Consider the following 21,343-nt stretch of genomic DNA (forward strand, 5'->3'; position numbering starts at 1 on the left):
TTTTAATTAAAATTTGGTCATACATAATCTATACTAATACTGTATTCATAGAGTAAACAACTTCGTTTATGAACAAATATTCATTTTTTTATCAGCTAATTAGAATTTGCCAATAAAAATTTCTGTCTGATGTTCTCAATCAGTCTTTTCTATAAATCTGCTTTTCTAACATGTAATCAAAGAACGAATGTACATAGATGCCCAAATTTCAACCAAAAATCGTCGCTAATAGAATAGCTAAGACAAGGGGGAGCAAATTTTTCTTTCACCCAAATCAAAATGATTTGCACTTGGCATACCCAAATCATTTTTAACCATTGTCAAATAACTTAACGAATTCTTAATTTCTATTTTCAAAAAGATTCTTAATTATTTGTAATATAATATTAATTTTCGATTCATAAGCTACTTTTTTAAATTTTTTTTCATTTTTCTTTCATTTTTTTCAATAATTCTTCTTCCAAATCTTTTATTGTTTGATGAAAACTGTTTCGTCTTGATCGAATCCGGAAGGGAAAATTTCTTGTTGAGCAGCGGGTCTACCGCTCATTTTATTGTTTAGCATCACCAAGGAATAACTCATGTAATGAAAAAGACGGCTAAAGGGACGAATTGATGCAAGTTGTTCAAAATATATTACTGTACATAATTTTGAATTGCTCGTAGGGTGGTCTATATTCATCATTAAGATATGGTCATTAACCGGGAAAGTTTGCTCATTGGATTGAAAATTCTCTTTAGTCAACTTCATTCCGTCCGGTAATTTTTGTGCTAATGAAGCTATTGTGCTATTATTTTCAATATTACCGAGCAAAATCAATGAGTTTTCGTTGACCATCTCGGCAGTTACGACATCTTGAGTATAATGTTTGAAATTATAGCCGCTTTCGTGCAGCATTTCCACAAATTTCAACGCCATATTATAATCGTGCGAATCGCTCGACGGAATGACCACAATCGGATTATCGTTGACTGTGCGATTCAAACTATAGGGCATCTCCCATTTGTAAAGCTTACGCAAAACCTCGTAATTCGGGTCAACATGAATTCTTTTGACTTCAAATCCTGCGTCGTAGGAGATTAGTTCCACGCTATCTTTGACAATGAAATACTCTTTGCGGCTTTGATTGTCGCCTTCGAATAGCACCGGCACCGAAAGATAATAATCCAAATCTTGAGCAATCTCGATAGATACCAAATTTGAATCTATCATTACGCTTTTCAACCTCAGTTCAGGGATTTCTTTTGCTTTGAGCCATTGGTCGAAAACTTTTCGTGTCGGAATATCGAGTTTTGCGGTTTTAGCTTCCGAATTGAATAGTCCGGTTAGGTGGAACCAATAAGCCCTTTTGCCGGAATTGCGATCTGCAAATTTCTTCAAAACATCGAAAAACATTTCTTTACCAAACAGCTTATAAACTTCATACAGTGCAAAAGCTCCTTTGGAGTAGCCAACTACGGCATCATAAGTATCTTTTTGATACTTGAAATCATACACAGGATAATTTCGGTCTTCGGGAAGGGAGGCGATTGCAATCAAGGCTTTTTTCCTCCAATCTTCTGCGCCTGCAGTGTTTCCTGTCAGCTCGTTATAATAATAATTGGTCGAAAAAGTTGTGAGAGCTTCGCACCAATTGCCGGATTCATAGTCCACAAAGACGCTGTTGCCCCACCAATTATGAACGAACTCATGTGCTAAAGAGCCGGGCGAAAGCGTTACCCATGGCATCGCCATAAGTCTGCCTGAAAGCAATGTGTAACCCGGCATTCCAAATCCTGATGCGAAAAAGTTCTCAACTACATGGAATGATTTATATGGATAAGGTCCAAACAAATCTGTGTAAAAGTCGTAATATTCCTTCATCGCTGTGAGGTAATCCTCGCTTTTGACCTTTTCGTCAAGTTTGTAAACCGAAAATTCAACATCCTTATATATAATGGAATCTTTCTTATACTTCCCTCCTACCAGAATCATACCGTCAATCGGCTTTTCGCTTGTGATGGTATATATAGAATTGGTACCGGATTTTGTGACTTCAATTTCGCCACTTGTTACAATTGTATATTCAGCCGGAATTGTGATTTTGACATCAAATTTGGCGATGTCTTTGTCAGTTTGCGGGTAGAATGAGCCACCGGGCAAATATATCCCCTCGTTTTGTTTTGCTGAGATTATACCTGCAGTACGTGAATGTCGCTGAATTAGGTTCGTTTCATCGGGCGGATTATAAACTGTGCCCTTGTATGTGATGGTAACATCATTTGCTTCTTTGATTCCATTGCCACCGTACTTTTGATTTTTGATTGTCGGGTTGTCGAATACAATTTCTGTATAATTTGGGTCATCATTATTAATAGTATAATTTAGTTTGCCTGTGTGATTACTGACACTTAAAACTTCAAGTGAATTCAGCAATTTGACACTTGAGCGTTTAAGTACCGGATTTTTGAATTTGAGTTTTGCTATGCCTACGAGCGATGAACTTTCAGGAATGATTACGACTTCGATTTCAAATTTTTCGACGCTGTTTTCGCCAAAGTGCGAGCCTCCGCCCATCATAGGAAACGGTTCACGCTTGGGTTCTTTCGAATAAATCACAAAATCGCCCTCTTTTTTCATGCTTTTATCAAATTTGGGGGCGCTCTCATCATCGCCAAAATACTTTACTGTAATAACGCCGAGTTTGAGTTTGCTGTTGCGTTCTGCAACTTTTTGGACAGTTCCCAAGTATCTGTTTGAATGGAAATCACCGTTGAAATGTATGATTTTGCGGTTGGGATTGTCATTGCGATGCATTACGATGCTTTCAGCCATAGTCTCGTCTTTGATAAGTTGAGCACCATAGTAGAGAAACATCGTGTTTTCTTGATTTGGAGTAAGCGAATCAAACTTTGTTTCGGAATTGAGCATAGTTTTGAAGAATTTTAATGCGTAATCATCTTCCTTCAGCAGCATTTCTCTTGCTACGAATGCTTTTTCCTCATCGGGCAAATCATTGATTTTCGTCATGCCACCTTGGACATACATCGCTGCATATTTTCGCGGAATGTTGGCTGCAATCACCGAAGCCTCGTTTTCCTTTGCCAAATCAACGAGTGCTTTGTAGAATTTCTTATAATCTCCCCAAGGGCGAGAATTTTTGAGAAATTCCTCTTCATCAATTATACCGGTACGGAAATCATCGAGATGTTTTTGGACATCGCGTTCGAACATTTCAAGCGAAATGTCAACTTTTTTGTCCAATTTATACACACTCTTCAAATATTCGTATTGAATAACATGAATCAAACTGTCGTCATGGAATTCACCAAAGAAAATTACATCGAAATCCGCAGTTCTTTTTGCCATATCTTCTACCGTGACAGCTTTCCCGCTTTTGGTATCGTAGATGACATATTCTTGAGCATGCAACATAGTGGCAAAAAATCCTAACAATATATATATACATAATTTCATATCAAAAACCTTTAAATTTATAATATCAATCCAAATAAAGTGGACCGTCAGGTCCGACCGGAATTCCGAACAACATCCATACAATTAATAATATTGTCCAAAATATTGTGAACAGAATTGAATACGGTAACATTGTAGAAATAATTGTACCGATGCCGTATTTTTCGTCATATCGTTGAGCAAAAGCCACAATCAGAGCAAAGTAACTCATCATCGGAGTGATGAGGTTAGTAACTGAATCGCCGATTCGGAAAGCTGCTTGTGTGAGTGCGGGGTGATAGCCCAAAAGCATGAACATCGGGATAAACACAGGAGCCATAATCGCCCACTTTGCAGATGCACTGCCCATAAACATATTTATAAACGCTGAAAGCAACACGAATGCTACAATCAACGGAATGCCTGTCATGCCGACGTTTCTGAGAAATTCGGCACCGTTAATTGCAACGATTAAGCCTAAATTGCTGTATTTGAAAAAGTAAACAAATTGTGCTGCAAAAAATACCAACACGATATATGTGGACAGAGTGCCCATCGAAGTTATAATGTGCTTCATCATTTGTTTGTCGTTTCTGATTGTACCGACAATCCATCCGTAAACTATGCCCGGAACCAAGAAAAACAACAAAATCCCAGTGATAATGCCTTCAAAAAATGGAGAATGAAGCACGCCGCCATCTACAGGATTACGCAAAATACCATTTTCGGGAACAATTGTAAATATGAATCCGATAACAATAATAAGCAAGCTAACCCCTGCCCAACGTAATGCTTTCTTTTCGACATCGTTCATTTTGTCAACAGGTACTCTTTCGGCGTCCCCTGTATATTCTTTTAGTCGCGGTTCGACAATTTTTTCAGTTATTACAGTACCCAGAACGACGATAACAAACGCCGATGCAAACATGAAATAGAAATTCACGGCAGGGTTGATAGTCATTGCCGGGTCAACAATTTGGGCTGCAGATTGCGAAAGTCCGGCGAGGATCGGGTCCACAGAGCCAATTAAAAAGTTTGCACCGAAACCACCACTAACGCCGCAAAAAGCTGCGGCAAGCCCTGCCATCGGGTGGCGACCTAAGGCATGGAAAATAATCATACCGAGCGGAATCAGGATGACGTAACCGGCTTCGGATGCAAGATGCGATAAAATTCCCGCGAGAACGATGGAGCCTGTAATCAATCTTGGTGGTGCATTTGTCACAAGAGCACGAATCATAGCAGTGAACAAACCCGAACCTTCGGCAACGCCGATACCAATCATTACAGCCAGAACGTAGCCCAAAGGTGGGAAATTCACAAAATTCGCAGTCACATTAGTATATATCCAGCGAATCCCATCGCCACTCAGGAGGCTCTTTACTCCTATTATTGAGCCGTCTGCCGGATGAATCACCTGCCACTCGAGCAGACCGCCAATCCACGACAATATAGCTACAAGGACTGCAAGGAGTGCGAAAAGGGTTGCGGGGTGCGGCAATTTATTACCAATGATTTCAATATAGTCTAACGATTTGTTAAATAACTTAGAGGCACTTTCTTTAATATTCATTTTCATCCTTTGTGTTCTATACAAAAGTTCAAATTTACCGATATTTTGCGAAGTGAAAAGAAAAAATATGAATGTTAGAGATTTTAGCGTTTAAGTCTATCGAAAAAGCCAAAAAATTCGTAAAAAGCAGATAGTTTTTTAGTCCTGCCAAAATTTTAAACAACACTTTTTAGCATTTATCGTTGTTTGATACAATCGAAAATCAAACAAAGAGAATTGCAAATGAAATTGAAAAGTTACGCCGAAGGGCATTGGGTAGAAGGCACAGAAGCCGGACAAAATTTGTACAACGCAGTGACAGGCGAGAAAGTTGCCGAAATCAGCAGCAAAGGATTAGACTTTGGCGGAATGTTGGAATATGCCCGCAAACACGGCAACCCGGCTTTGCGAAAAATGACATTCCACGAAAGAGCAAGGCTATTGAAGGCTTTGGCAAACCACCTGATGAGCAAAAAAGAAATTTTCTACGATTTATCGTGGGCTACGGGCGCCACCAAAACCGATTCGTGGATTGACATCGAAGGCGGAATCGGCACTTTGTTCACATACGCAAGCAAAGGTCGCCGCGAACTACCTGACACACCATTCTACCTTGACGGCAATCTCGAGCCACTTTCCAAAAACGGCACTTTCGTGGGTCACCACATTTGTGTGCCCTTAGAAGGAGCTGCAATCCATATCAATGCGTTCAATTTCCCATGCTGGGGTATGTTAGAAAAAATGGCACCCTCAATTTTAGCAGGTCTGCCAACAATCATCAAACCCGCGTCGCTCACAGCATACCTAACTGAAGCAATGGTTCGTGAAATAATTGATTCGAAAATTTTGCCCGAAGGAGCTTTGCAATTGATTTGCGGTAGCGCCGGAGATTTGCTCGAGCATGTAAATTATCAAGATGTCATCACATTTACCGGCTCCGCTACAACGGGAATGAAATTGAAATCGAGCAAAAACATACTCCAAAACTCGGTTCGATTCAACATGGAAGCCGATTCGCTGAATTGCTCGATATTAGGTCCCGACGTCACACCCGACATGGAGGAATTCGATTTATATGTGAAGGAAATCGTTCGGGAAATGACCGTCAAAGCGGGACAAAAATGTACTTCAATCCGCCGCGCCATCGTTCCCGAAAATTTGATTGAAGAAGTTGGGAAAGCAATCAACAGCCGTTTGAAGAAAAATATCATCGGCAATCCGCAAACTGATGGCGTAAGAATGGGACCCTTGGCAGGTTTCGACCAAGTCGTCGAAGTCCGCGAAAGAGTTGCGGATTTGCTCCGTTCAGGCAAAATAATATCGAGTTCGCTCGAAGAACTCGAAGTGGTGGGCGCCGACAGAAGCAAGGGAGCATTTTTTGCACCAACATTATTGCAATGCGATAATCCCTTTGATTGCACCGAAATCCACGACATCGAAGCATTTGGTCCCGTCAGCACGCTTATTCCGTACAAAAATATTGATGAAGCCGTCCAATTGGCAAATTTGGGCAAGGGCAGCCTCGTTGGTTCGATTTTCACTGCAGATGATGAAGTCGCACGAGAGCTATTTTTCGGCACAGCGACAAATCACGGACGAATAATGATTATAAACAAAGATTGTGCAAAAGAGTCCACCGGACACGGTTCGCCGATGCCTCATCTTGTGCATGGCGGTCCCGGCAGAGCAGGTGGCGGCGAAGAATTGGGTGGCATCCGAGCAGTAATGCACTATATGCAACGCACGGCAATCCAAGGCAGCCCAACAACGATTAGCCATATATCGCAACAGTGGATGAAGGGCGCCAAACGACATGAAGATTTGATACATCCATTCCGTAAGCATTTCGAAGATTTGCAAATCGGCGAATCGTACGAAACTCGCGGACGCACAGTCACCGAAACCGACATAGTCAATTTCACCAACGTTAGTTGGGACACTTTTTACGCTCATACCGACATTACTGCATTAGACGGCACTCTTTTCGAAGGCAGAGTGGTTCACGGCTATTTCGTGCTTGCTGCTGCGGCAGGTCTCTTTGTTGACGGGCGCCGCGGTCCGGTCATGGCGAATTACGGAATAGACGAGTTGCGTTTCATCAAGCCGGTCTATGTCAACGATACGATTCATGTGTTCCTGACGGTGAAAGAAAAAACCATCAAAGAGCCCAAGGAAGACATTGCTGACCATGGCGTAGTGAAATGGGACGTCGAAGTGCTGAATCAGCACGACGAAGTAGTCGCAAATGCAACTATTTTGACACTTGTTGCCCAAAAAGCCAAATAGCTAATATTTTATAAATTTTGTTCGCAAGATGCCCGAATTCGTAGTCACAGTCACGTGGTACATGCCGGTGCTGAGGGCATGCAGTGGCAATTGAACTTCGTAAACCGGTGATTGCGGCAGCGTGAATTGCATCACCTCAATCCCCGAATAGTCATAAACTTGCACCTTTCGCACAATCTGCGATTCCGCAAATTGCAGCGTCACCAAATTTTCCGCGGGGTTGGGGACTGGGAGGATGGAGTGGGATCTACTAATGGTGAAACTATTTTCTACACTAACTGGAGCTTGGGGTAAAGGTTTGTAGCGAACTTTTGATAAATGTAATTCATTCGAAATATAATAGGTTAAAATCACTACACTATCGGATAATATATCTAATCCTGCAATATTCATAAAAGCATTTGATAAACGATTATCAATATAATCTGAGCCATATTGGTCTATCTCAACAAAACCGATATCTCTATCAAAATTCTGCCCTGTAGCAAAGAAGTTGTTTCTGTTCAAGTATAATTTATTAAAATTTCGCCAATCTGGAAATGTTTTGTGCCACAAGAGATTTCCCTTTAAATCAATCACGCCCAAAAAGCCGATGGTTTGATTCCCAATTGTACCACCTATTGCTAACTTATTCTCAGGTAACAATAACATTGAATTAATCACCATCTCGTTAGGTAAACTCAATGGATAAATCTCTTTTATTTCCAAATTCAAATCATAATAGATAAGACTGTAGATTGAATTTACTGTGTCTTTTGTAAGCATTAGAAAATGGTTTTTATCATAATTTACTGCATCAATCATGAATTCTTGGATTGAATCTTGATTAAATAATTCAAAATCTGAATCGAATTTGTAAATATTAGTTTGACCAAGTCTACTTGTACCGCATACAATTAATTTATCATTATCGAAGCTTAGTACTTTCTTGCCATATCGCATTGGAAAATGGATAATTTTAGTATTTAGTTCAATTTTATTTTCAACTTTTGAGATTTTATTAAATGCAGTGAAATTTTTGTCTGAACTCGGATAACTTTCACCAACACCATGCGCGCAATAAAAAAAGTTGTTATTATTGAAAGAAAGATTAGAAACCGAACTGTTGTACATCGATATTCTAAGAGTTGTTTCCCAACCGGATAAATTATAATAAGACAAATCATCCGGATTAACTTGTAGAAAGCCGTCAAAACAAAAAGAAGCACTTCCATTATCCCACGACACATGAGAAAAAAGACTCAAAACAATATTCAATGTATCATCTTGTTTAATGGTTTGAACTAAACCAATATGATCCTCGTGTTCAACATGACCATTTGGGTTCCAAAATGGTATTGCTCTGCCCATTAATACCTCCAAAAATTCGATATTTTCTCTATCTACTTGGATAAAATAAGGTTTAGTTATAACTTTGGTTGTAAGTCTATCCCTGACAGTTAAACTAATATTAAACCTTCCCGATTTAGTGAAAACATATTGAGGATTTTTTTCATTCGAGAAAACTTCATCATTAACTTTCCAAACGTATTCGTCAACGATTCCGCTTGACTTATCTTCAAATTGAACTGTAAGTGGTGACTTGCCATACTTGATATCCGAATCGAAATCAACTTCAAGAACCGGATAAACCTCAATACAGTTTTTCTTTGTGATTTTAAATTCTTTCCCATCTTTGACTAATTTCAATGTCACATCGTAGAATCCTACTGAATCAAAAACCAAAGTTGGGTTAGGATGCAAGGTTGTGCGTCCATCCGAAAGCTCCCATTCAATTGCATCATAATCGAAATTACTGAGATTGTGCAATGTGGCACTATTTCCGGTATAGATTAGAGAAGAATCAGGAGCGAATTGAATGATATCTTGGTCGCCCAGAATATCAAAATTCACAAGTCCAAATTTATTATTTGTTATAAAAACAAAACCGAGGTGGCTTTTACGAATCAGAAATCGAAATTTTTCAAAATCATTTTGCTCTGTTGAGTCTATGGCTACTCCGGTAATCATGTCAATAAGGTAGAATCTGTTATTTGCATTAGCAGCCAGAAATTTGTCATCATCCGAAAAGCAATAACTAATTAATTTAAATAGCTTTAAAGGGGTTTTACTAATCATTTTTTGGGAATTTACATCCCAAATTGTTAAATTATTTCCCGCATCTTGGGTTGAAACATAATCAGGATTTGATGTAAACAACATCCTTGTTATTCTGAGATTTGTCTTTCCAATTTCTGCATACTTTTGATTAACGATATCATATATGGAAATAATATATTCTTCTCTTGGAAATGCCATTCTTGTAAAATCATGATTCAACGTAAAGCCAATTTCTATAGGAAAAGTATGGAGAAATTCAAGACTTTCAGATAATCTGTAAATATGCATACCTTTTATCTCTTCGTAATAAGGGTCTTGAACAAAAATATAAGAAAAAGCAACATGCAGTAATTTGCGATTTGAGTCATAATGACAACTAGCACTCGGTGATATATGACCAATTTTAAAAGATTTATAATTCAACAACAATGAATCTGATTTCAAATCATAAAGTTTAAAATCAGTAGGATGATTGTTGTGATAGGTTTGGAAATCTGCAGATATGAAATACCTTGCACTAAGTGTTTTCTCATACACCATCATGCCCGACTTCAATTCCCAAATTCTGAAATAGTAGCCGTCGTCGTCAGAGAATGTCCAAATGCTGTCACCCGTTGTGGATAGACCAGCTTGAAGAATTGTACCAATTTCATGCTTATTGAGCAATATATTATTCCCCGTCTGCACCCAGCCGCTTGTGTCTTGTTGGGAAAAAAGGTTGAGGTTCGCCGCAAAGATGAATGCGGCGATAGCGACGAGTCTAAGCATAAACAACATTTTTCGACTCCCAAAATAGAAAATAAATTCGGCAAATTTGAACTGCCCTCTATTTACTATGACACTTCAAAGTGCTCAGCGTTGCAAAAAATTTTGAAAAAATCTAATATTTTATAAATTTTGTTCGTAAGATGCCCGAATCGGTAGTCACAGTAACGTGGTACATGCCGACACTGAGCGCATGCAACGGCAATTGAATTTCGTAAACCGGCGATTGCGGAAGCGTGAATTGCATCACCTCGATACCCGAATAGTCATAAACTTGCACCTTTTGCACAAGTTGCGCCTCAGCAAATTGCAGCGTCACAGAATTTTCTGCGGGGTTTGGGACGGGGAGGAGTGAGTGGGAACCATTGATTGTTGTTGTTGTATCAACTGAATCAATCGTTTGACCTAAAGGAGTGTAGCGAACTTGCGTTATATACAATCTAAAAGAATCATTAAAGTAGTAAGTTAAAATTAAAACACTATCTGATAGTATATCCAAGCCTGAAATATTTGTATAAACATTAAATAAACGATTATCAATGTAATCTGAACCATATTGGTTTATTTCAACAAAACCAATGTCTTTATCATAATTTAGACCTGATGCAAAGAAATTGTTTCTGTTCAAATGTAATTTATTAAAATTTTGCCAATCAGGAAAAGATTTGTGCCACAAGAGATTACCTTTTGCATCAATCACGCCCAAAAAGCCGATTGCAGGAGTGCCAATTGAGCCACCTATTGCAATTTTTTTCCCGGGTAACAATAGCATTGAATTAATGACAATTTCGTTAGGTAAACTCAAAGAATAAATCTCTTTAATTTCTAAATTTAAATCATAAAAAATTAGGTTATAAATCGAAACTACTGTGTCTTTTGTAAGCATTGTAAAAATGGTTTTTTATCATAAAATTTACGGCATCAATCATGAATTCTTGGATTGAATCTTGATTAAATAATTCAAAAACTGAATTAAACATGTAAATATTTGTTTGACCAAGCCTACTTGTACCGCATACCACTAATTTATCATCATCAAAACTTAAGACTTTCTTGCCATTTCGCATAGGGAAATTGATATATTTTGATTCCATTTGATGTTTATTGTCAATAGTCGAAATTCTACTAAGAAATGAAGGATTATCGGCAGACCGTCCATGTTTAGAATAAAAAAAGGAATTGTTATGATAAATTAAATTAGAATATGAAGAAACTGTCATACCCCAATAAATATAATTCCAAGAGCTACTTCTTACTAAGTTTAAATCTTTAGAATTTAATTGAAGAAAATTGTCAAATGTAGCATGATGAAATCCATCATCCCACGTAACATATGAAGATAGGCTCAAAATAATATTCAATGTATCTTCTTGTTTTACAGTTTGGACTACACTAATAAAATCCTCGTGTTTTGGTGGAGATTCCGTGTTCCAAAATAATTCAGACCTGCTAATCAATACCTCTAAAAATTCGATATTTTCTCTATCTACTTGAATAAAATATGGTTTAGTTATAACTTTGGTTGAAAGTCTGTCCCTGACAGTTAAACTGATATTAAATCTGCCCGATGTAGTAAAAACATATTTAGGGTTCTTTTCCTTTGAGAAAACTTCATCATTAACTTTCCAAATATATTCGTCAACTATTCCGCTTGATTTATCTTCAAATTGAACAGTAAGCGGCGACTTACCATATTTTACGTCCGAATCGAAATCAACTTCCATAACGGGATAAACCTCAATAATGTTTTTCTTTGTTAAAGTAAATAATTCACCATCTTTAGTCAATCTCAGTGTAACATCAAACAAACCGGGTGTGTTAAAATCAAAACTTGGTGTTTCTTGATTTGATTTGCGTCCGTCTGATAATTCCCATTCAATTGAATCATATTCGAAATTACTGAGATTGTGCAATGTGGCACTATTTCCCGCATAGATTAGAGAAGAATCAGGGGCGAATTGAATAATATCCTTATCGCCCAAAATATCAAAATTTACAAGTCCAAATTTGTTATCCGATATAAAAACAAATCCGTGAGGACTATTACCTAGAATATATCTAATATTTACCAAGTAATGTTCTGTTGACTCTATGAGTGCGCCGGTAATAATATCAATCAGGACAAAACAGAAATTGACTTCACCAACAATAAATTTGTCATTATCTGCAAAGCTATAAGTAAAAAATTTTTGTTTTAAATTAGTTTTACTAATCATTTGTTTTGTATTAACATTCCAAATTGATAAAATATTCCCGGCATATCTAGCTGAAACATGTTTAGGATTTGAGGTAAACAATACTGAAGTTATCATTTGTCCGGTATAACCGAGTTCTGTAAACTTTTGATTGACGATATCATAAGTTGCGATAGAATTGTTTTCTCTTGGAAATGCCATTCTCGTATAATCATGATTCAACTTAAAACCAATTTCAATACTATTATGATTAATTAACTCTGGAACATCGGACAGTTTATACACCTTCATCCCTCTTTTTGGTATAGGTCCTCGGCTATTGTATTCCCAATTATAGTATGCCATATGCAGCAATGTGCGTTTGGAATCGTAGTGAAATGAAGCTGCTTGCACATCATCATATACGGAAGTAAAGAAATTATGACTTAACAACAATGAATCAGTTTTAATATCATAAAGTTTAAACTCAGTTGCATGATTGTTGTGATAAGTTTGGAAATCCGCAGATATGAAATATCTATCACTTAGTGTCTTCTCATGTACCATAATTCCTGACTTCAACTCCCAAATCCTGAAATAGTAGCCGTCGTCGTCAGAGAATGTCCAAATGCTGTCCCCCGTTGAGGATAGACCGGCTTGTAGTATTGTACCAATATCATGCTTGTTGAGCAATATATTATCCCCCGACTGCACCCAGCCGCTTGTATCTTGTTGGGAAAATAGATTGAGGTTCGCCGCAAAGATGAATGCGGCAATAGCGATGAGTCTGAGCGTAAACAACATTTTTCGACTCCCAAAATAGAAAATAATTCGGCAAATTTTATCTGCCCTCTATTTACTATGACACATCAAAGTGCTCTGCGTTGCAAAAAATTTGAAAATAGCAATATTTAATTATTCATCTTCTCCATCGTTAGATTCGAGCATCATGAAATCTGTTTCTTCGATTGCCTGCAAGCCATAGCCTTTGATTGAACCAAACATTTCGGACATACCAAGCACTATGGATTCGATTTGTTTTTCGCGCATCGCCCAGATTTTGGTCATTTGGGTTCGCTCTTTGTTGATTCCGTCGCGGATTTTGTTGAATGTGTCAACGATTTGGGTAACGCGTTGGTTAAATTCGTTGCTTGTAAGGTAGTTATATATCATTTCTTTGGCATCGCTTTTGTTTGTCTCTTGGAGTTTGACTTGGTTGACTGAAAGTAGCATCTCACGCAAAACTGCTACGACGCTTTCAAATTCGCCAAAGCTGCAAACCCAAATTCCGTCAATATTGCAAAATGATTTGACGCCTTGTGGCATAGTTTGGGTCACCAACACCCCGATATCGGCTTTGATAGCAATCATATCGTCTTTGAGCTTGGCAATCCATTCCTTGTTGAAATTCAATGTACGTTTGCTCTCGTAAGCGATTTTGCCACATTCGGCATTCATTGGATTGCGAACTGTGTGTATAATGTCTGCTCCACTTTTGCCTTTTGGCACTTCGGAAATCAAATCTCGCGGATATTTAGCGGAAAGGAATTCCTCCAGAATCAGTTCCTGAACTTCGCCTTGCATTTGCATCGAGCCTTGTTCGGCTTTGCGACGCATTTCCTCAGCTAATTTTCTTTGGTCGTCCAATTTTTTCTCGAGTTCTCTCTTCTGAAGTTCAAATTGTTGGCTCAAATTGCTTTCGATTTCATTGCGTAAGGAAAGGCGTTGCTCCAAAAGTTTTGTTTCGAGCTCCAACTCATGATTTTGTTTCATTTTGTTTAGCTCTTCTTGAGTTTTGAGCAATTCGTTTTGTTTGCGTCTGAGGTTGAGATTTTCTTCTTTGGCTGATTGTGCATCGTGTTCGAGCATTTTCAGCTTTTCTTCGTAATCAGTTGCAAACTTCCTGCCGATTTGCTCACGCTCGGAATTGAGCCGGAGTTTCAATTCGCTCTGAATCATTGCTTCGATTTCTTGTCGCTGTTTGCCAATTTCACTTTTTTGTTTTTCGAGCATTGCTCTTTCTGTGTCAACAATTTGCTTGTAATCGCTGATTTTCTTATCGTAATCGTGTTTGACTGTGTTTTCGATTTGCGATTTGATAACTTCTTCGACACCAAATCTATTGTGGCACTTGGGACATTCGACGATAATTTCGGTCATGGGTAATTCTCCAAAACAATAATTAACAAGTTTGCTGTAAAAGATGCAATATAAGAAATTTTGTAGCAAATTTCGACTTTAGAAGTCATCAATTCAATCTTTTGGCACGGTAATTCGTCTTAGAATTTTAAGCTCTTTTGTAACAAAAGGGTGTACTTTGACGTTATTAAGTATATTTGTAAAGATGAAAAAAAATTTTAAATTTTATGGTGATAAAAATGAAAACATTCAAACCTCTTGTATTGGCGTTACTATTTATTGTGATGCAACATTACGCTTACTCTCAAGTGCCTCCGACCTTATTGCTTCCCACAAACAACAACAATTGCCAGTCATTGACAATTGATTTGAAGTGGGAACCGACAAACTTGGCACAAAGCTATACTGTCCAAATCTCAGAAGACCCCGATTTTGAAGATTTTGTACTTAATCAACCAAACTTGACTACAACTGAATTAACAGTCAGTTTGAACGATTGGGGCAAACGCTACTGGTGGCGAGTTACTGCTGTTTATTCGGGCGGTGAAATGGGAACTTCAAGCCCATTCTCCTTTTATACAAAAGCGGCTCCTGTCGATTTGGTCAGTCCCAATAATGGAATTCTTTGTACTGATTTGAATGTAGAATTCAATTGGACAAAAAATGGTGCAGAATTTTACAATATCAGGATTGCCTCTGATACTAATTTTGCAAATATTGTTTACAGCAAAAGTAATATTACCGACAGTACAATTACAATCAAGTTGCCAAATTACAACACAAAATACTTTTGGCAAGTGTCATCACTCAAGGGCACTTGTATTAGCGAATGGTCGTTAATTAGAACATTTACTACTAAAACAGCTTTGGCTATTCAATCTTTGCCCGAAAATCTATCTTATGGAACTGCACTATTCCCGGAACTTCCTTTCGGGGCAACATTGGAATGGCAGGCAGTGGAAAATGCCGATAGCTATCTACTTCAGATTTCGACCGACCCAACTTTTGCGGAAACAGAAGTTGACACTGTTGACTTAGCTGATACAACTTTTACTTTTGTAATCGGTGAAGTTTACAATACTACTTATTATTGGAGAATAGCTGTAGTCGTGGACGGATGCTTGAGTGATTGGACAAATAATTTCTCATTCAAAACTCCGTATAGAAGCACTAATTTGATTTCACCATTGGATAATGAAATATGTGTTTCGATGGTAGATAATTTATTCAAATGGACAGCAGTCGAATCTGCTACAAAATATAGAATTCAAATTGCTGATTCGGCAAATTTCAATAATATTTTGTTCGATATTGATAATATTACCGAAACCGAAGTTTCGGTGCTTTTGGAATTGCCAATGACTGAACACTATTGGAGAATAAAAGCTCAAGACGCAAACAATAACGGTTTGTGGTCGGCAGCTCGTAAATTCAGAACTACCCAAATCCAACCGAATTTTGTATCTCCTGTTGATGGCGCAGTTGGATTGCCAATGGAAGTAACATTAGAATGGGAAGAACTCTCCGCATTGGATTTATTCGACGTTCGAGTATCTGCAGACCCAACATTTGCGACTACAATCGTAGATACAGCATTATTGGCATCAACCAGTTTAACTATAAATCTTCCTGAGAACAATACTGTTTACTATTGGCAAGTAAGAGCTCGTTTGGGAAGTTGTGTTGGAGATTGGTCAAATTCGTATATGTTTAAAACTCTCATCCAACCTCCTGTATTGCTCAAACCGGACAATTTTAGTTCGAGTGTTTCAATCTATCCGATTTTCACTTGGGAAGCAGTAGATGAAGCTTTAAGTTATCAAATAAGAGTATCTAAGGACAGCTTGTTCAGTGTTATCTACAAAACATCTAATAATATTAACTCCACAAGTTTCACTTTTGCTGGTGAAGAGTTCGAGGAAGAAACAACCTATTATTGGCAAGTCAGAGCAATAAATAGCGACGGAATAAGCCTGTGGTCAGAAATTTTCAGATTCAGCACCGGAACTAAACCGGCAAATGCACCTTTACTATTGTCGCCTCTCAATGGTGCAATCAAAGTCCCATTTAGCGAGGATTTAATCTGGAGAATAGAGGACGAAGCAGAATTATACCGCGTACAATTAGCATTAGATTTTGATTTTATTTCGATTGTAATTGATAGTATTTTGATTGATACAAAAATGAACATTGCAGCCTTTGTCGAACGTTACACCAATTATCATTGGAGAGTGGCTTCGATTAATAAAGGCGGTCAAGGTGAATGGTCGAATGAATTCAGATTCAGAACTAAAGACATTGCACCGGAAGACCAAGTCCAATTGGTATCGCCGTCAAATAATGCAACTGAATTGCCGAATTTCTTCACATTCAATTGGGCAGAAGTTGATAGAGCATTCGGATATGAATTGCAAATTGCCACTACGAATAACTTTGCAGAAGGCACCGTATTTTATAGCAGTTCAAGCATTTGGCAAAATTCTAAACTTGTTTATGATATGCCGTACGATTCGCAATTATGGTGGAGAGTTAGAGCTTGGAACGAAGATGGCGAAGCACCATGGTCAAATACTTGGACATTCAGCACTTTAAACCCGGCTTCGGTTGAAGATTTTACTTCCGAAACTGAAACCTTTGCATATCCTAATCCGGCAATTGATGCGACTTACATCGTATTCGATATGGACAAATCTGTAAATACGAATATCAAGATTGTTAATATGCTTGGGCGTGAAATTCAAAAAATAGACAATTATGCGACCCAATCAGGCGAGAACCGATTACAGCTCAACACTGCGAATTTAGTACCGGGTATATATATATTCATGATTGAATATAATGGCGGACGCATAAACGGCAAATTCGTAGTAAATAAATAAGTCGCATAAGATTAACTTTTTAAAAGCTGTCCTAATGGGCAGCTTTTTTTTTTGTTTAAAAATTTGGTTAATCTGAAAAAATTATTTATGTTTATAAAAACAGGACTATCCTCAAATAGAATTGTGTTTAGTATTCGACACCTCAGAAATTCCGTTTGAAATAGTATGCCACTTTTTTAATTTTTGTATGGAGGTTTTATGCAAAGTAAATTTATTATATTTCTGTACCTATTGGTACATACAATCATATTTCTCAAACCACCTGGTACGCACGCCGAAAATCCTGAGTGGATGTATTTTCATGATATACAATCGCCTTGGGACATTACAGCAATTGACAATAGTATTTATTTAACTGGCAATGAAAGTATTTTACGAATCAATTTAGAAAATTTAGAAATTGATACTTTAGCAAAAGATCCTTTTGTAAGTAGTTTTGCGCAAGATAAAGGAAAAAATATTTGGTATTCAACCAGATTCAATGGGATTTACAAATACTCTAATGGCAATTTCGAAAATTTTACATCAAGCAATTCGGGGCTTCCTGATAACAGAGTGTATGATTTAGCCGTTGATAGCGAAAATAATATTTGGTGTGCTACAAAACAAGGACTCGCAAAATTTGACGGTACTGATTGGGAGGTTTTCCATTTCGAACATCTTGAAACCAACGGTTATATAGTTTATTTGGCGATTGATAAGGATGGCGCAATCTGGGTAACAAATGACTATTCCCCATACAGAATTGCGAAGTTTAACGATGGTGAATTTATTCCTTATAATGGCGAGAATACAGGTATAACAAGTATCAATTGGTCATGGGATATTGATTTTGATTCCAAAGGAAACAAGTGGTTTGTTGCAGGACATCTATACTCCGATTCATTAGGTGGATTGATTAAGTATGATGGGAATACGTGGTCTATATATGATAAACATAATTCAGCAATTGCAGACCACCAATTTGGAGCAATAGCCATTGACAGTAATGATATAATATGGACAGGAAGTTATTACAGCGGTTTGTATAGATTTGATGGTGAAAATTGGACAAACTTGAATAGTTCAAATTCGGGCTTAACAGCTGATGATGTTCGATTCATTTCAGTTGATAAATATAATAACAAATGGATACATTGCAGAAGTGACGTAAAAGACAAATACGTTCTTGAAGTTTACAATGAAGGTGGAGTGCTATTGCCATCAAATGTAGAAGAATTACTCAGAAAAAAAAGTGAAATAGCCCCTCGCATCTATCCAAATCCTGCTAGTGAAATTATACAAGTGACTGATTTAATCAAAAGAGAAAGAAAGTTCAAAATAACAAATTTGTACGGACAAACAGTTCTTGATGGGACTTTTTATCTTGAAATTGATATTTCAGGCTTGATTTCCGGGTTTTATTTTTTAAATGTAGATGAATTTAATTTAAAATTTATTAAAAAGTAAAAATGGAGTTGAAAATGAAAAAGGGCAAGGAAACTCTTGGTGAATTTAAATTAGATAATTTATACAATTCTAAAAAAATAGCCCGGCAAAATAGTCGGGCTTTTTTTTGTGTAAAGATTTCATTATCCCGAATATAAGAGACACCTCTTTTAAACAAAATTTTTTTTGGCATGATAAATGAGCTAATAAAGCATTATGAACTATAAACAAAATGATGTGAAAATGCTCAACTGTAACAGGAATTTTAAATTAATATTATTGATAATCTCGTGTGCTTTTGTTGTTAGCTGTTCGTCATCGGTCAGATTTTCGGATAGCGGCGATGCAGGATATGAAGAAAATTTGAGCAAAGGTGAAGTATTTTACGGCAAAGCTTCTTATTATGCGGATGCTTTTCATGGGAAACGAACTGCAAGCGGCGAAGTTTTTGATATGAACAAACTTACTGCCGCCCATAAAACTCTACCTTTCGGGACAATTTTAGACGTGAAAAATCTGAAAAATGGTAGGAGTGTAATGGTGAAAATTAACGACAGAGGACCATTTTCCGGCTCTCGAGTAATAGATTTGTCTAAAGCTGCCGCTCAAGCATTGGATATGATTAGAGACGGCGTAATTGAAGTTGAAATCACAATAATGGAGTAAAATATGGATATTGCAGAATTGAGAGAATATTGCCTTGCCAAAAAAGGTGCAACTGAGGATTACCCATTTGACGAAACTACTTTATGTTTGAGAGTCGGAGGAAAAATATTCGCAATTACCGATGTCGTAAAAATTCCTTTTACAGTAAACTTGAAATGCGACCCTGAGCGTGCAATCGAGCTCAGGGAACGATATAGCAATATCATTCCGGGTTATCACATGAATAAAAAGCTATGGAATACTGTCGAACCCGGCGGCGAAGTAGATGACACCTTGATGTGTGAACTCATTGACCATTCATACGAATTGATATTCGCGAGCTTGAAAAAGAAACAACGGGACGAACTACTCAGCAATTAGGGTTTGTCGAAATGGTGGTAATCCTTGAAAGAAGTCCAATCTCCACCCCATCGCCAACCGCGAGATTTTAAGAATATCACTATATCGGAATCGGCTGTAAATGTGCCCGGAACTTTGGGATTATACTTGGCGCCCCTTGGTGATATTTTGCCATCAGCGTAAATTACCGGATTTTGAATAGGGTTAATATCAATTGCCCTACCTGTTGCATGATGGGAAAGCCTCTCTGTGCCGGCGATGAATCTGTAATTGAAAGCGGAACTATTATTTGCTTTCATCGAAGCATTATCATCCCAAGCAAATTCTACAATAGGAATGACCTTAGCAACGGGGAATTTCGTCTTTTTAAGTATCTCAAAAGCTTCTTTCACATCTTGAGCTACCGCAATATTCAGCACAAATTGTCCCGAGCGTAATTTGCCGTTGGCATCATAGTATTCGACGGTGATGATTTCAAGCGAATCAATGATGCTTTTAGGTGCTTTAGTTCCTTCAATAGATTGCTCGAAAGACATCGAACTATCTTTAATTGGCGTAGTATTCATTCCGGTAAGGAATAAAACAGAGAGTAACAGAGTAATAATTTTCATCGTTCCTTTGGAGGTGGTTCAGTTAAAAATATTGAAGATGGGTCGTCCGAAAGCCCCCTTAGAACATTCTGCAAATCTTTATTTGAGCGGCGGAATTCGTTCATAGTCTCCTGCAAAGTCAAAATTGAGGTTTGTGCACGATACCCAAGTACTCCAATAATTTCATTTGCATGTTGCATAGTTGAATCGAAACTCAAAGACATACCCTCGATGTGATATGGAATCCTTGCGTCGGTAATTTGATTGTTCAGATTGTCAACCACATCACTAAGTTGCAAAGAAGTTTCATAAAATACTTCAGTAGTTTTTGTGAGATTGTCAATTGCCGCTGATTCATCAAGCTCTTGCAAAATATTATCAAATCGTGATGAAGCTTGAGCAAAATTTTTCATCATAAGTTTCATGTCATCAGACCCAAAAAAATCAGATGTAACTTGCAAAAATTTAATCGTATTCAGGGAAATGCCCTCAACGTCGAGCTTACTAAGGTTATTCATGACTTCCCGAGCTGCCAGCGACATCTCTTCCAAACTCGAAGGAGCCGACCTGATATATTCGTACGGAGGCTCGAAATTAATTTCGGGGAAAATCGTAGCGATTTTTTCATCTGTAGGATAATGCAATTGCAAGAAACTGCCACCTGCAATTCCTGACATAGCCGGTTGGACACGTAAAGCATCGTTGATTTCGATATTTTCGTTAATTTGCATTATAACCTCTACTAATCTCCCGTCGGGAGCCACAGCGATATTAACGATTCGACCGGCAGGCACACCCTGATATTTAACTGCAGAACCTACATCGAGTCCTTCAACTGAAGTTTCAAAATATGTCACAAAGTATATCTGTTTTTTCAGAAACTTACCGGCGCCAAGCCAAATAATAGCACCAGCCATCAGTATTGTTCCGAAAATTACGAAAAGTCCAATAAGAAATGCAGAGGACGTTTTTTTTCTTTTTTTTGTCAT

The 21,343-nt window shown here is 37.7% G+C and carries 13 protein-coding genes; 5 read left to right on the plus strand and 8 right to left on the minus strand.

Annotated elements, in window-relative coordinates; genetic code table 11:
* Window positions 1-469 precede the first annotated feature (469 nt).
* Complete coding sequence (locus tag M9949_00075; GenBank protein MCO5249801.1) at window positions 470-3,457, minus strand: ChaN family lipoprotein; 2,988 nt, start codon at window positions 3,455-3,457, stop codon at window positions 470-472.
* Between the two features lie 25 nt (window positions 3,458-3,482).
* Window positions 3,483-5,009 (minus strand): AbgT family transporter, encoded by a 1,527-nt coding sequence (locus tag M9949_00080; GenBank protein ID MCO5249802.1) that lies wholly within the window; start codon window positions 5,007-5,009, stop codon window positions 3,483-3,485.
* A 222-nt stretch (window positions 5,010-5,231) separates the two neighbouring features.
* On the opposite strand from M9949_00080, the gene paaZ reads away from it, so the two are divergent.
* A complete protein-coding gene (paaZ, locus tag M9949_00085; protein ID MCO5249803.1) occupies window positions 5,232-7,274 on the plus strand; it encodes a phenylacetic acid degradation bifunctional protein PaaZ in 2,043 nt (680 codons plus the stop codon).
* Here paaZ and M9949_00090 read toward each other — a convergent pair whose 3' ends face one another.
* The 4 genes from M9949_00090 to M9949_00105 form a co-directional block, all read right to left on the minus strand.
* Window positions 7,275-10,151, minus strand: a complete 2,877-nt coding sequence (locus M9949_00090) for a PKD domain-containing protein (GenBank protein ID MCO5249804.1) — start codon at window positions 10,149-10,151, stop codon at window positions 7,275-7,277.
* Window positions 10,152-10,254: 103 nt separating this feature from the next.
* A complete protein-coding gene (locus tag M9949_00095) occupies window positions 10,255-10,944 on the minus strand; it encodes a T9SS type A sorting domain-containing protein (GenBank protein ID MCO5249805.1) in 690 nt (229 codons plus the stop codon).
* Window positions 10,945-10,990: 46 nt separating this feature from the next.
* Window positions 10,991-13,117, minus strand: a complete 2,127-nt coding sequence (locus tag M9949_00100) for a PKD domain-containing protein (GenBank protein MCO5249806.1) — start codon at window positions 13,115-13,117, stop codon at window positions 10,991-10,993.
* Window positions 13,118-13,228: 111 nt separating this feature from the next.
* Window positions 13,229-14,473, minus strand: a complete 1,245-nt coding sequence (locus M9949_00105; protein ID MCO5249807.1) for a DUF2130 domain-containing protein — start codon at window positions 14,471-14,473, stop codon at window positions 13,229-13,231.
* 218 nt (window positions 14,474-14,691) lie between these two features.
* Here M9949_00105 and M9949_00110 point away from each other — a divergent pair, with 218 nt between their 5' ends.
* The 4 genes from M9949_00110 (at window position 14,692) to M9949_00125 (ending at window position 19,785) form a co-directional block, all read left to right on the plus strand.
* Window positions 14,692-17,331, plus strand: coding sequence for a T9SS type A sorting domain-containing protein (locus M9949_00110; protein MCO5249808.1), 2,640 nt, complete (start codon window positions 14,692-14,694; stop codon window positions 17,329-17,331).
* Window positions 17,332-17,529: 198 nt separating this feature from the next.
* Window positions 17,530-18,780 (plus strand): T9SS type A sorting domain-containing protein, encoded by a 1,251-nt coding sequence (locus M9949_00115; protein ID MCO5249809.1) that lies wholly within the window; start codon window positions 17,530-17,532, stop codon window positions 18,778-18,780.
* Between the two features lie 195 nt (window positions 18,781-18,975).
* Window positions 18,976-19,425, plus strand: a complete 450-nt coding sequence (locus M9949_00120) for a septal ring lytic transglycosylase RlpA family protein (GenBank protein MCO5249810.1) — start codon at window positions 18,976-18,978, stop codon at window positions 19,423-19,425.
* A gap of 3 nt (window positions 19,426-19,428) precedes the next feature.
* The gene (locus M9949_00125) at window positions 19,429-19,785 is read left to right on the plus strand and encodes an MmcQ/YjbR family DNA-binding protein (GenBank protein ID MCO5249811.1); all 357 of its coding nucleotides are present in this window, start codon (window positions 19,429-19,431) and stop codon (window positions 19,783-19,785) included.
* On the opposite strand, the gene M9949_00130 is transcribed toward M9949_00125, so the two are convergent.
* Both M9949_00130 and M9949_00135 read right to left on the minus strand, forming a co-directional pair.
* Window positions 19,782-20,375 (minus strand): M15 family metallopeptidase, encoded by a 594-nt coding sequence (locus tag M9949_00130; protein ID MCO5249812.1) that lies wholly within the window; start codon window positions 20,373-20,375, stop codon window positions 19,782-19,784. The genes M9949_00125 and M9949_00130 overlap by 4 nt on opposite strands.
* Window positions 20,372-21,343: an MlaD family protein gene (locus M9949_00135; GenBank protein ID MCO5249813.1), complete on the minus strand. Its 972-nt coding sequence runs from the start codon at window positions 21,341-21,343 to the stop codon at window positions 20,372-20,374. The genes M9949_00130 and M9949_00135 overlap by 4 nt, the downstream gene beginning before the upstream one ends.

It is taken from the genome of Candidatus Kapaibacterium sp. (genome assembly GCA_023957315.1).
In the GTDB taxonomy this organism is placed as follows: domain Bacteria; phylum Bacteroidota; class Ignavibacteria; order Kapaibacteriales; family UBA2268; genus PGYU01.